Source organism: Salinicola halimionae, assembly GCF_003206065.1.
GTDB classification, from domain to species: Bacteria; Pseudomonadota; Gammaproteobacteria; order Pseudomonadales; family Halomonadaceae; genus Salinicola; species Salinicola halimionae.
Map to the genome: position 1 here is coordinate 52,628 of NZ_PZJQ01000002.1, position 12,726 is coordinate 65,353.

The window sequence follows — 12,726 nt, forward strand, 5'->3', positions numbered from 1 at the left end:
AGCCAACCGAAAACCGGAGGTTGCGCATGTTTCTTGGCGTCGATGGCGGTGGGACGAGGACGTCCTTCTGCCTCCTGAACGAGTCCGGCCGGGTCGTAGCGACGTTCCAGGCTGGCACCTGCTACTACCTGTCGATCGGGCTCGAAGCCTCTCGTCAGGTGCTGGCCGACGGGGTCGAACAGATCTGCAAGAAAGCCGGCATCGCCCCGGCCGAGATCGCTTACGCCTTCTTCGGGCTGCCCGCCTACGGAGAAGGTTCATCGGTGATCGACACCCTGAATGCGATGCCCCGCGACATTCTCGGTCATGACCGTTACCAGTGCGGTAACGACATGATCTGCGGTTGGGCCGGGTCGCTGGGCGGCACTGACGGCATCAATGTCATCGCCGGCACCGGCTCGATGACCTATGGCGAACGCAATGGTGTGGGCGCGCGCTGTGGCGGTTGGGGAGAAATCTTCGGTGACGAGGGCTCGGCCTACTGGATCGGCTGTCGAGGATTGAGCGCCTTCACCCGCATGAGCGACGGGCGCCTGCCACAAGGGCCGCTTTACGAACTACTGAAGCAGCACTTTGCCCTGACCAGCGACCTCGACGTGATCGATATCGTGCTGAACGAGTGGCATGCCGACCGCACCCGCATCGCCGAACTGGCGCTCACCGTGATCGAAGCGGCGCATCGCCGGGATCCTCAGGCCTTGACGATCCTCGAGGATGCGGTCGGCGAGCTGGCACTCATCGTGGAGACCACCGCCCGACTGCTCGGCTTCGAGGCGTCCGAGTGCATTCCCGTCTCCTACTCGGGCGGCCTGTTCCGGGAGAAGACGTTCCTCGACGCCTTCACGCAAGCGCTCTCTGACCTCGGCATCCGTCACGAACTTCGCAAGCCGCTTCACACCCCGGACATCGGCGCAGCCCTTTATGCCGCGAGGCTGGCCGACGTCTCTCTCGATGTCATCACCACGGACTGAATCAATCCAATAATCATCCACGACTGGAGATACCGATGAACAACAAGAGCTGGATCTTCTACACGTTTCTGCTGGTACTGTTCTGGGGGGTGTGGGGCGCATTTTCCGGGCTCCCGACCGAGAAATACGGCTATCCCGATCAGATGGTCTATATCATCTGGGCTGTCACCATGTTGATCCCCTGCTATTTTTCGCTGAAGCGGGACACCTTCGATAAACGAGGCATCGCTGCGCTATACGGACTCGCCATCGGCCTGGCCGGCGCCGGCGGGCAACTGCTGCTGTTCAAGGCGCTGGCCATCGGCCCGGCCTATCTGATCTTTCCGGTCATCTCGATCTCGCCAGCCATCACGGTACTCATGGCCTACTTCATTCTGCGCGAGAAGATCACGCCGCTCGGCGGTGCCGGGGTCATCGCAGCACTGGTCGCCATCGTGATGTTCTCGCTCCCCAGCGGTGGCGCCGATCAGGTCGACTATGGCCCTTGGCTATTCCTCGCCATCATCATCTGCCTCTGCTGGGGGGTTCAGGCCTTCCTGATGAAGCGGGCGTCTCTCGCCGGCGTCAATGACGGCACTACCTTCACCTGGATGACCATTAGTGGACTTCTACTCGTCCCGGTCGCGTTCTGGATGATGCCCGGCAGTGGCCTCGACTATCCCTGGCAAGCGCCTGCCTTGACCATGGTGACTCAGGTCCTCAATGCCGTTGGCGCACTGTTCCTCGTCATGGCTCTAAGCCGCGGCCGAGCCGTCATCGTGGCACCGTGCACCAACGCACTGGCCCCGGTACTGACCATCGTACTGTCGCTCACTTTCTACGGTGTATTGCCTTCGCTATTCAGTGCCATCGGTATCGTATTGGCGTTGGCGGGTTCGACACTCATGGTTTACAGCGAAGAAAAAGAGCCCGAGTTACAGCAGGCTAACTAGCATCCGGTGAGCGCTGGATACGCTGCCAATCTGGCTGCTCCAAGCAAAGTGGAACAAAAAAATGGGTAGCGACGTTTGTCGCTGCCCATTTTTTCTCGGTAACGTCCAAAAGGCCCGGTTTGCGTCAAGCCACCCGGGGGCGAATCCCGCCGTAGTGACCGTGGCGTCTAGCCTCTTCCAGATCATAGGCATTCTGCAGCCGCAGCCAATAACCCTGACTAGTGCCGAAGTAGATCGACAGACGCAGATCCGTATCCGCCGTGATTGATCGCGTACCGCGTGTGATTTCGCCAATACGCGTTGCTGGTACCCCGATGGCCGTCGCCAAGGCATTCCTGGTCAGGCCCATGGGCTCGATAAATTCTTCCAGCAGAATCTCGCCGGGATGGATATTGGGGAGTCGTTCTTCCGTCATGATTCATCTCCCTAGTTTGAGTCGACATTAGTGACAATCGACAATTTCGACGTTATAGGCGTCACCACTCTCGAACCGAAAGCAAATGCGCCACTGATCATTGATGGGAATACTGTGCTGCCCTTCTCGGTCGCCGTGAGGCCTCTTAGTGCAACCGAACTCGGTTCCGAGCTTATTCGAATGTTCGATAGCGAAAGCCTCTATGTCGTTCTTCTGTCATCTCGTCCCTACAACCACATGCCCGTCATTCAATTCCTAATGAAGACCGCGTGCCAGCTCTTGCCAACTGCCAGTCAAGACGCAGCTGGCTTCAACCCTATGATCTTCATTGCGAACATTCGTGGAATTGATGCATTTTCACTGACGAAACCTGCTAGCCGGGCTGGCGGAGTCTTCCTTTAGATGGCCCTCCAACCGGATATCCGGGCCCGAACGATCGGTCTCGATCCGAAGCCGGATTGACGTCTTATACTTTTGGACTACTTCAAAATGTTCGATTTCGCGCCACAATGTGCTCATTCGAACATTAACGAGCAGATCCGAACATGCGCAATGAAACCTACGATCTGATTGTCATTGGCGGCGGCATCAACGGTGCGGGTATTGCTCGTGATGCCGCAGGCCGCGGGCTTTCGGTACTGCTCGTCGAAGCGGATGATCTTGCCAGCCATACCTCATCGGCTTCGACCAAGCTGATTCACGGTGGCCTACGTTACCTGGAGCAGTACGAATTCAAGCTCGTGGCCAAGGCGCTTTCCGAGCGCGAAATACTGCTCAAGGCTGCACCGCACATCATCTGGCCGATGCGTTTCATCCTGCCTCATCAGAAGCATCTGCGGCCGGCCTGGATGATCCGAATCGGGCTTTTCCTGTATGACCACCTGGGTGGACGGCAGACGCTCGCGGGTTCGCATGGCGTCAAGTTTGCCGATCATCCAGCCGGGATCCCACTGAAGTCAGAGTTCACGAAGGGCTTTGCCTACTCGGACGCCTGGGTTCAGGATGCCCGACTGGTGGTGCTCAACTGCATGGACGCAGCCAATCGCGGCGCCCGCGTCATGACGCGCACTCGTGCCGAGTCTGCGGTGCGCCGTGCCGACGATTGGCAGGTAACGCTCAAGACGACCGAGGGCGAGACCATCCAGGTTGCCGCCCGCGGGCTGGCTAATGCAGCCGGACCTTGGGCAGCCCGTTTTCTCGACGAGGTCGCCTCGCAGCATCACCGGTATTCGCTGCGTCTGATCAAGGGCAGCCACATCGTGGTGAAAAAGCTGTTCGACCACGATCACGCCTATATCTTCCAGCAGCCCGATGGCCGCATCGTGTTCGCCATCCCCTACGAGCGCGATTTCACGCTGATCGGGACAACCGACGTCGAACATGAGGGCGCACCGGGCAAGGTTGCCATCGAAGAAGACGAGATCCGATATCTCTGCGAATCCGCCAATCGTTATTTCGAGCGGTCTATCGACTCCGGGGATGTCGTCTGGAGCTACTCCGGGGTGCGCCCCCTTCTCGATGATCGCGAGGATAACGCCAGCGAAATCACCCGCGATTACCGCATTCAGCTCGACACATCCGGCGGCGCCCCGCTGCTCAATGTCTTCGGTGGCAAGCTGACGACCTATCGACGTCTGGCCGAAGACGCCGTCGACAAGCTGGCGCCCGAACTGGGTCATCACGCAAAGGCCTGGACCGGCAAAGGCGATCCCCTACCCGGCGGCGAAGAAGCGAAACCCCAGCACCTGCTCGAGTCGCTACAGGTCAGCCATCCCTTCATTCCCTTGGGCATGGCCAATCGCATGGTCTTCAACTATGGCACCCGCGTGCGCGACATCGTGGGTGATGCCAACAGCCTGGACGATCTGGGTGAGCACTTCGGCGCGGATCTTTATGCCGCCGAAGTCGATTACCTGCGCGAACACGAATGGGCGCGCATGGCGGACGACATCCTCTGGCGACGATCGAAGCTCGGTCTCCGTCTCAACGACAGCGAGAAGCGGCGACTAGCCGATCATCTGGCGCCATCGTTCGCAACGCCAATCGGGGAGTCAGCGCTCCAAAGGTGATTTCGGCAACCCTCGTGAAAGGTGGCAATACAGAGCAGAAGCAAGCCCAGGACTCGACAGTCAACCGCATCGCCATTGAGGCGCATGCACACCAGGCCTCATCCGGCCATCACGTCAACTAAGGCAAGGGTTTTAATGGGTGTTATAGAAACAATTCTGGTTCATGAAATCGCCGGTACGGCCTGTATGACGCTGCTCGGCTGCGGCGTGGTTGCCAACGTGCTGCTCAAGAAGACCGGCGGTCATCATGGCGGGCCGTTGCTGATCTTCTTCGGCTGGGGACTCGCGGTCTATTGTGGCGTATGGATCGCGTTCGATACCGGGGCTCACCTCAATCCGACCATTACGCTCGCGCTATGGCTGGGCCCGGCGACAGAGTATGCAAAGGGTATTCCTATCACCCTGGACAATACGCTGGCCTACTTCGCTGGCGAATTCATCGGTGCGTGGCTGGGTGCCGTGCTCTGCTACCTTGCCTACAAGAAGCAATACGACGACACCGAAGACGCCACCACCATCTTGGCGACATTCTCTACCATACCCACGATCCGCTCGCGTTTCTGGAACTGCATGACCGAGGCCATCGGGACATTCGTGCTGGTGTTCGTCATCATCATGTTCGGTAACACGCCTAACGGACTGGGGCCGTTGGCGGTGGCGTTGCTGGTGGTTGCGATCGGCGCATCGCTGGGCGGACCGACAGGCTACGCAATCAACCCCGCGCGCGACATGGGACCACGGATTGCCCATGCCATGTTGCCGATCAAGAACAAGGGCGCCAACGATTGGGGCTACGCATGGGTTCCCTTCGTGGGCCCGATCATTGGCAGCAGCCTCGCCGCACTCGTTGCAACGATCTATTAAACCGCAACGGGCTGTTCAGAGACATGTCGACTCCTTATTCAGGACTCCCCATTCAGAAGGATAGTTTTCCAATGAGTGACAAAAAAAAGTACGTTCTGGCCATCGATCAAGGCACCACCAGTTCACGCTCCATGCTGTTCGATCATGACGGCAAGATCGTCGGCGTCGCCCAGCGAGAGTTCGAGCAGATTTTCCCGCGTCCGGGCTGGGTCGAGCACAATCCCCGCGACATCATGACCAGCGTGCTGACCACGCTGACCGAAGTGATCAACAACACCCAGATAAGCGTTGAAGAGATCGCTGGGATCGGCATCACCAATCAGCGTGAAACCACGGTGATCTGGGACAAGAACACCGGCCAGCCGGTTTATAACGCCATCGTATGGCAATCGCGTCACTCGGCAGAGATTTGTGACGAGCTGCGTGAAGCCGGCCATGCCGATATGGTTCGCAACAAGACCGGCCTGGTGATCGATGCCTATTTTTCGGGCACCAAGATCAAGTGGATCTTCGATAACGTCGATGGCGTCAAGGAAAAGGCCGAAAAAGGCGAGCTGCTGTTCGGCACGATGGACTCCTGGCTGATCTGGAACCTGACCGGCGGCGCTGAACACGTTACCGACGTCACCAACGCGTCTCGAACGATGATGTTCAACATTCGTGAGCGTCAGTGGGATCCGGAACTGCTCGAGATGTTCGGCGTGCCGGAATCGATGCTGCCCGAGGTCAAATCCTCCAGCGAAGTCTATGGCCACGTGCTGCCGAAGTTTCTGTTCGGGACCAGATTACCGATCGCCGGTATCGCCGGCGACCAGCAGGCGGCCCTGTTCGGCCAGGCCTGCTTCAAGCCTGGCATGGCCAAGAACACCTACGGCACCGGCTGCTTCACGCTCATGAACACCGGTACCGAAGCCACGATTTCAGACAACGGGCTGCTGACGACCATCGCCTGGGAGATCGACGGCGAGGTCGAGTATGCCTTGGAAGGGTCAATATTCGTGGCCGGCTCGGTGGTCCAATGGTTGCGCGACGGGTTGCGCATGCTCGGCAAGTCCTCGGATTCCGAAGCCTACGCAGAGCGCGCCGGCAGCAACGACGGCGTCTATCTCGTCCCGGCCTTCACCGGCCTCGGGGCACCCTACTGGAACTCGAATGTGCGAGGGGCGATGTTCGGCCTGTCGCGCGGCACCAGCAAGGAGCAGTTCATCCGCGCGGCCGTCGAGTCCATGGCCTATCAGACGGCGGACGTCCTCAAGGCCATGCAGGCCGACGCCGGCCTCGATCTGACCGAGCTGCGCGCCGACGGCGGCGCCATCGCCAATAACTTCCTGGCCCAGTTCCAGGCGGACATTCTCAATGTCGACGTGCTGCGTAGCGAAATCAGCGAAACGACGGCGCTGGGCGCTGCCTACCTTGCCGGGCTGGCGCTAGGGTTCTGGGAGTCACGCGAGCAGATTTCCGAGCAATGGGCGATCGAACGACGCTTCGAACCCAGCATGGGCAACGACAGGCGCAATGAGTTGTACGATGGCTGGAAGCGCGCCGTGCAAGCGACCATGGCCTTTCACGTCGCTTCGTAAGTCGGCTTCGCCGCTGGCGGAAACCTTGCCGCACATGAGCGGTCCTCCGATCGCCAGACGGCCTCGCTAGCGAGGCTATCTAGCAAGGCCGGCCAGCAAGAGACAAGGCCCGGGTCCTTTTCTGTAAGGGGCTCGGGCCTTGTCGTTGTTTATCGGAACAGAACCTTCCGCGAAGCGATACACCTCGTCAACAAACGGGCCCAAGACGAAGCGCTTCCAAATCCGGATAATGGACGCTATCCGCCGCGGCCCAGACGTCGAGGCAAGCCACTTACCAACGCGGTCCTTCTCCATGGAAATCAAGGTCAACTATCTCGACAACTTGCGTCAGGAAGCGCTGTTCGATGACTTCACCGTCATCACCGACCAACCGATCCGCTACAAGGGCGATGGCTCCGCACCGGGGCCGTTCGACTACTTCCTGGCCTCCTCGGCGCTTTGCGCGGCCTACTTCGTGCGTGTCTATTGCAACGCGCGCGAGATCCCGACCGAGAATATCCGGTTGTCGCAGAACAACATCGTCGACCCGGAAAACCGCTACAACCAGATATTCAAGATCCAGGTAGAGCTGCCAGACGATATCTCCGAGAAGGATCGCATCGGCATTCTGCGCTCCGTCGAGCGCTGCTCGGTCAAACGGGTCATCCAGAACAATCCGGATTTCCAGATCGAGACGGTCAAGAGCATCGACGAGGACGCCCAGGCGCTGTTGATGTCAGGGACCGTCGAGGGGGAGTCGACCTGGATCGAAGGCAAGGACCTGCCGCTGGAACAGACCATCGCCAACATGACCAAGATCCTCTCGGATCTCGGCATGAAGATCGAGATCGCCTCCTGGCGCAACATCGTGCCGAACGTCTGGTCGCTTCACATTCGTGATGCCGCCTCGCCGATGTGCTTCACCAACGGCAAGGGCGCGACCAAGGAAGCGGCACTCTGCTCTGCGCTGGGCGAGTTCATCGAACGCTTGAGCTGCAACTTCTTCTACAACGATCAGTTCTTTGGCCCGGAGCTCGCCGCTAGCGATTTCGTCCACTATCCCAACGAAAAGTGGTTCCAGCCGGGGCCGCATGACGAATTACCGGCCGAGGTTCTCGACGACCATTGCCGGGCGATCTTCGATCCCGAAGGCGAACTGCGCGGATCGCATCTGTTCGACACCAACTCCGGACGCACGGATCGTGGCATCGTCTCTCTACCTTTCGTGCGCCGGTCGGATGGCGAGACGGTCTGGTTTCCCTCGAACCTGATCGAGAACCTGTACCTGAGCAACGGCATGAGCGCGGGCAACACCATCGCCGAAGCGCAGGTGCAGTGCCTGTCGGAGATCTTCGAGCGAGCGGTGAAAAGGCAGATCATCGAGCAGGAGATCGCGCTGCCGGACGTGCCCGAGACCGTGCTGGCGAAATATCCCGGTATCCAGGAAGGCATCGCCGCGCTGGAGGCACAGGGCTTTCCGGTACTGGTGAAGGACGCTTCCCTCGGCGGCCAGTTCCCGGTCGCCTGCGTAACGCTGATGAACCCGCGCACCGGCGGCGTCTTCGCATCGTTCGGCGCACACCCGAGCCTGCAGGTCGCGATCGAGCGCAGCCTCACCGAGCTGCTGCAGGGGCGTAGTTTCGAAGGCATGAACGACCTGCCGCCGCCTACCTTCAACTCTCAGGCAGTGTCCGAGCCCAACAACTTCGTCGAGCACTTCATCGACTCCTCCGGCGTGATCTCGTGGCGTTTCTTCAACGCCAGCGCGGATGTGGAATTCGTCGAGTGGGACTTCTCGGGTTCGAATGATGAGGAGGCCGCCAGCCTGTTCGGCATTCTCGAAACCGAGGGCCTGGAAGCCTACGTGGCGATCCATGAAGACCTGGGCGCGCCGGTCTGCCGCATTCTGGTGCCGGGCTACTCCGAGGTGTACCCGGTGGAGGATCTGGTGTGGGACAACACCAACATGGCACTCGCCTTCCGCGAGGACATCCTCAACCTGCACGCGCTGGATGATGAACGACTGGCCGACCTGCTGGAGCGCCTGGACGAGAGCGAACTCGACGAGCAGATGAAGATCATTACGCTGATCGGCATCGAGTTCGACGAGAACACCGTGTGGGGGCAGCTCACCATTCTCGAACTGAAACTGCTGGTCAATCTGGCGCTCGGCCAGCCCGAGGACGCTCTGGATCAGGTCGAGATGTTCCTGCAATTCAACGACAACACCGTCGAACGTGGTCTGTTCTATCAGGCACTGCTCGCGGTGCTGCAGATCACGCTCGACGACGAGCTCGAGCTCGAGCTCGACGACTACCGTCATAATCTGATGCGCATGTTCAGTGAAGAGACCCTGAACGCCGTAGTCGGCTCGGTGGATGGTTCGGTGCGTTTTTACGGTCTGACTCCAACCAACTTGCAACTGGACGGGCTGGATCGCCACCACCGCCTGCTAGAAAGCTACGGCAAGCTGCATGCGGCGCGGGCGGCCCGGCAAGCCTGAACTCCAGCGTCACCCGGCCGTCAGCGATCGGCCGGGTGATTCACGCCATCGGTGGCATCGACTTCACCCAGGTCGTACGGATTGACACCTTCCAGACAGCCGATGTTGTAGCCGTACTGGTCGGGATTCGAACGTCGCTGGTGGTGGGTGTAGATCCCGCAGTTGCCGCAGAAATAGTGTTTCGCCGTCATCGTATTGAACTGATAGCAGCGCAGCTCGGCTTCACCGGCGATGACGTGCAACGCGTCCAGCGGCACGCCCGAAGTGATTGCCCCTTTGCGTTTGCATAGCGAGCAATTGCAGCGATGCGGGTCGACCACGCCATCGGGTAATTCAAGCTCCAGTACCACCGCACCGCAGTGGCAACTCAAACGATGGCGCGGCTGGATGTCGGTATTGCCGATGCGCTTGATCATGGGCTTGTCTTCCTGCAGAGGAGATTATCTTCAGCGTGACCTGACGATGCCAGGCCTAGGCTGCCGAGGCGCTCGTTCGAGCGCCACTTGCGCCTGACTCGCTGCATTCAAGGCTTGGACCCGCTGACGATAGAATAGCGCTTCGACGCATCGTCATCTTGATAACTCACGCGATTCAGTAACCCACGGCGGTGGCGAACAGTGCAAAACCGACTCCCAGCAAAATCCATAGCCCGATCAACGGCATGGCGAATCGGAACCACTTTTGATAGGGAATGCCGGAGACCGCCAGACTGCCCATGAGCGCCGATGAGGTCGGTAAAATCATGTTAGTGAAGCCATCACCCATCTGAAATACCAGGACCGCCGACTGACGGCTGATATCGAGCAGGTCCGCCAGTGGCGTCATGATCGGCATCGTCACTGCCGCCTGGCCGGTGCCCGATGTCACGAAGACATTCATGATGACCTGGAACAAGAACATACCGACAATTTGCAGTACGTGGGGTAATTCGCCGACCACGTTGGCCAAGTAGTAGACCACCGAATCGATGATATTGCCCTCCTGAAACACCACCAGCACGGCATGCGCGATGCCGATGATCAACGCCCCAAACAGCACGGTCTTGGCGCCGGCCACGAACTCCTCGGCGATGCGGCTGGCGCGGTAGGCGGCGAAGGCGCCAACCGCAATGCCCATGGTCAGAAACAGCGCTGCCAGTTCCTTGATGTACCAGCCATGAGCCATCACGCCCCAAATCAGACCGCTGAAACCGACCACCATGACCAGCAGAGTCGAGTAATGCCGCCTCTGGAGCCGGGGGAGTGAATCGAGCAACTCGAGCCGATCACCACACTGTTCACGCTCCAGCTCGGCAACCACGCTACGCGAAGGATCTCGGCGGACCCGCGCACCGTAACGCATGATGTAGGCGCTCGAGACGACGAGCATCGCGATCAGCAGCAGCGTACGCATCCACATTCCCGAGAACAGTGGTACATGAGCGATGGCCTGAGCGACACCGACGTTGAAAGGGTTGAGCAGGCCGGCGGTAAAACCGCACGCCGCACCCAGCGAAATGATCGCCGTGCCAGTGATGGCATCGAACCCTAACGAGCGCGCCACGGCGATACCGATCGGCACGAATACCATCACCTCGCTCGACATACCCATGGTGAAACCACCGATCGAGAAGAAGCCGAGGAACACCGGCACCACCAGCAGGCCACGATTGCCCAGCGCCTTGGCGATGCGTCCGGTCAACGCATCGATCGTCCCAGTCGATCGGATCACCTGGAACGCACCGCCGATGATGAGAATGAAGAAGATGACATCGGCCGCGTCGATCAGCCCTTCGACGATGGCCATGGGAATCTGGGTGATCCCCACCGGAGTCGACGCAATGGCGTGGAAGGAGCCCGGCACGATCAACTGTTTGCCGGAAGCTTCGTCCGCAACGCGGTCGAAAGCGCCGGCGGGAATCAGCCAGGTCATCACCGCCGCCACCAGTACCATGATGATTAGAATCACGTAGGTGTGCGGCATGCGGAAAAGTTGCCGAAACAAGCCTGGCGTCGCTAGGGCTTGAGCAGATGCCCGAGAGTCATTCTCGTAAGCCATGTCGATGTCTCCGAATTACTGTTGTTATGAAGAGTCTGTTGCTGCTCGCTTTTGTTGGACCGACTCCTAACCAACGCCGTTGTCATTGGACGGCGTCTTGTCGCGATCCACGCTCTATCGGATCTAGCGGTTGGCTCGCCAGCGCTCGAATTCACCTCGGACGGCAGCCATGGTCTCTGAAGAGATACAGAGCTCAAAAGCGGTCAGCGCCAACGCGCGAGTCGCCTGGCTGAGCGCCTGCATGCCAGCCTCCGAACCGGCCGCCTCGGCGAATTCCGGCGTATGCGGCACACAGTCACCAATGCGGATATAGGGATGAATCGTTGCTGTGATCTGACCGACATTGCCGATATCGGAGGAGCCGATTCCCCCTTTCGCGGTGGGCTCTTCTACTTCCAACCCCTGATCCTCGAGATGACGTCGAAAAATACCCGCAAGCGCATGGTTGTTATTGCGCTCGGCGTAGGTGAGACCTTCCTCGATCTCGAGCCTCGCACCGCTCGCCTCGGCGGCGCCGCGGGCGGCTGCGAACACCTTGTCGCGAACCATGCCCAACCCCTTGACGTCGGCGGCGCGCATCAGGAATTTCGCCTCGGCGTATGCCGGCACGATGTTGGTCGCCTCGCCGCCGTGAGTAATGATGCCGTGGACCCGCACATCGTCGGTCAGCAGCTGGCGCAGGGCATTGACCCCATTGAAGGTCTGAATCACTGCGTCGAGGGCACTGATACCCTCTTGCGGCGCCGAAGCCGCGTGGGCCGCGCGACCGTGAAACCGAAAGACGGCGTCGACACAGGCCAGTCCTCCCCGCAGCACCATATTCTTGCTGCGCGGATGGCAGAGCATGGCCGCATCAACTTCGTCGAAAATGCCATGCTGACACTGAATGATCTTGCCGCCGCCCTCTTCTTCGGCCGGTGTGCCGATGACCAGAATCGTTCCCGGCAGATCGGGAAACGCTTTCTTGAGTGCCAGCGCCGCGCCGACGGAGGCCGTGCCGATAAGGTTGTGGCCACAGGCGTGCCCCATCTCCGGTAGAGCGTCGTACTCCGCCAGCAATGCAACCGTGGGCCCACCTTCGGCCCCCTGCCAGCGCGCGCGAAATGACGTCTCCAGCCCGGCGACCCCCTCCTCGACCTCGAACCCGGCCTCACGCAGCGGGGCCGTCAGCCACGCCATGGCCTGATGTTCCTGGAAGCTGAGTTCTGGATTGGCGTGAAGCGTTAACGCCAATTCCCTTAGTTGCGCGTCGAGCCCGTCGACGACATCCGCCAAAATTCGTTTATCGCTGTGTTGAACCTGTGGCAAAGGAGTATTCCTCGCGTATCGTTTATGGCACTGGATAGCCAATGAAAAGGGCTGTTCCGGTTATAAGG

10 protein-coding genes are annotated in these 12,726 nt (G+C 59.7%); 6 read left to right on the forward strand and 4 right to left on the reverse strand.

Features of this window, described 5'->3' with window-relative positions; genetic code table 11:
- The first annotated feature begins 26 nt into the window (after positions 1-26).
- Together DOM27_RS00760 and DOM27_RS00765 are read left to right on the forward strand one after the other, a co-directional pair.
- A complete protein-coding gene (locus DOM27_RS00760) occupies positions 27-971 on the forward strand; it encodes an N-acetylglucosamine kinase (protein ID WP_110654167.1) in 945 nt (314 codons plus the stop codon).
- Positions 972-1,006: 35 nt separating this feature from the next.
- A complete protein-coding gene (locus tag DOM27_RS00765) occupies positions 1,007-1,903 on the forward strand; it encodes a DMT family transporter (protein WP_110654168.1) in 897 nt (298 codons plus the stop codon).
- A 124-nt stretch (positions 1,904-2,027) separates the two neighbouring features.
- Here DOM27_RS00765 and DOM27_RS00770 read toward each other — a convergent pair whose 3' ends face one another.
- The gene (locus DOM27_RS00770; RefSeq protein ID WP_110654169.1) at positions 2,028-2,318 is read right to left on the reverse strand and encodes a HigA family addiction module antitoxin; all 291 of its coding nucleotides are present in this window, start codon (positions 2,316-2,318) and stop codon (positions 2,028-2,030) included.
- 545 nt (positions 2,319-2,863) lie between these two features.
- On the opposite strand from DOM27_RS00770, the gene glpD reads away from it, so the two are divergent.
- The 4 genes from glpD to DOM27_RS00795 all read left to right on the forward strand — a co-directional run bounded on the left by glpD (position 2,864) and on the right by DOM27_RS00795 (position 9,313).
- Positions 2,864-4,387 carry a glycerol-3-phosphate dehydrogenase gene (gene glpD, locus DOM27_RS00780; RefSeq protein ID WP_110654170.1) on the forward strand — a complete coding sequence of 508 codons (1,524 nt, stop codon included), beginning with the start codon at positions 2,864-2,866 and terminating at the stop codon, positions 4,385-4,387.
- 135 nt (positions 4,388-4,522) lie between these two features.
- Positions 4,523-5,251 carry an MIP/aquaporin family protein gene (locus DOM27_RS00785; RefSeq protein ID WP_110654171.1) on the forward strand — a complete coding sequence of 243 codons (729 nt, stop codon included), beginning with the start codon at positions 4,523-4,525 and terminating at the stop codon, positions 5,249-5,251.
- A 71-nt stretch (positions 5,252-5,322) separates the two neighbouring features.
- Positions 5,323-6,831, forward strand: coding sequence for a glycerol kinase GlpK (gene glpK / locus DOM27_RS00790; RefSeq protein ID WP_110654172.1), 1,509 nt, complete (start codon positions 5,323-5,325; stop codon positions 6,829-6,831).
- Positions 6,832-7,123: 292 nt separating this feature from the next.
- A complete protein-coding gene (locus DOM27_RS00795; RefSeq protein WP_110654173.1) occupies positions 7,124-9,313 on the forward strand; it encodes an OsmC domain/YcaO domain-containing protein in 2,190 nt (729 codons plus the stop codon).
- Between the two features lie 20 nt (positions 9,314-9,333).
- Here the strand turns inward: DOM27_RS00795 and DOM27_RS00800 are convergent, their stop codons facing one another.
- The 3 genes from DOM27_RS00800 to DOM27_RS00810 all read right to left on the reverse strand — a co-directional run bounded on the left by DOM27_RS00800 (position 9,334) and on the right by DOM27_RS00810 (position 12,658).
- A complete protein-coding gene (locus DOM27_RS00800) occupies positions 9,334-9,729 on the reverse strand; it encodes a GFA family protein (RefSeq protein ID WP_110654174.1) in 396 nt (131 codons plus the stop codon).
- Positions 9,730-9,904: 175 nt separating this feature from the next.
- A complete protein-coding gene (locus DOM27_RS00805) occupies positions 9,905-11,350 on the reverse strand; it encodes a YfcC family protein (protein WP_110654175.1) in 1,446 nt (481 codons plus the stop codon).
- 123 nt (positions 11,351-11,473) lie between these two features.
- Positions 11,474-12,658 (reverse strand): M20 family metallopeptidase, encoded by a 1,185-nt coding sequence (locus DOM27_RS00810; protein WP_110654176.1) that lies wholly within the window; start codon positions 12,656-12,658, stop codon positions 11,474-11,476.
- Positions 12,659-12,726 lie beyond the last annotated feature (68 nt).

Excerpts from the sequence above, each read along its gene's own strand:
- DOM27_RS00765 (WP_110654168.1), top strand. The coding sequence starts at position 1,007 with ATGAACAACAAGAGCTGGATCTTCTACACGTTTCTGCTGGTACTGTTC.
- glpD (WP_110654170.1), top strand. The coding sequence starts at position 2,864 with ATGCGCAATGAAACCTACGATCTGATTGTCATTGGCGGCGGCATCAAC.
- glpK (WP_110654172.1), top strand. The coding sequence starts at position 5,323 with ATGAGTGACAAAAAAAAGTACGTTCTGGCCATCGATCAAGGCACCACC.
- DOM27_RS00800 (WP_110654174.1), bottom strand. The coding sequence starts at position 9,729 with ATGATCAAGCGCATCGGCAATACCGACATCCAGCCGCGCCATCGTTTG.
- DOM27_RS00770 (WP_110654169.1), bottom strand. The coding sequence starts at position 2,318 with ATGACGGAAGAACGACTCCCCAATATCCATCCCGGCGAGATTCTGCTG.
- DOM27_RS00785 (WP_110654171.1), top strand. The coding sequence starts at position 4,523 with ATGGGTGTTATAGAAACAATTCTGGTTCATGAAATCGCCGGTACGGCC.
- DOM27_RS00795 (WP_110654173.1), top strand. The coding sequence starts at position 7,124 with ATGGAAATCAAGGTCAACTATCTCGACAACTTGCGTCAGGAAGCGCTG.
- DOM27_RS00805 (WP_110654175.1), bottom strand. The coding sequence starts at position 11,350 with ATGGCTTACGAGAATGACTCTCGGGCATCTGCTCAAGCCCTAGCGACG.
- DOM27_RS00760 (WP_110654167.1), top strand. The coding sequence starts at position 27 with ATGTTTCTTGGCGTCGATGGCGGTGGGACGAGGACGTCCTTCTGCCTC.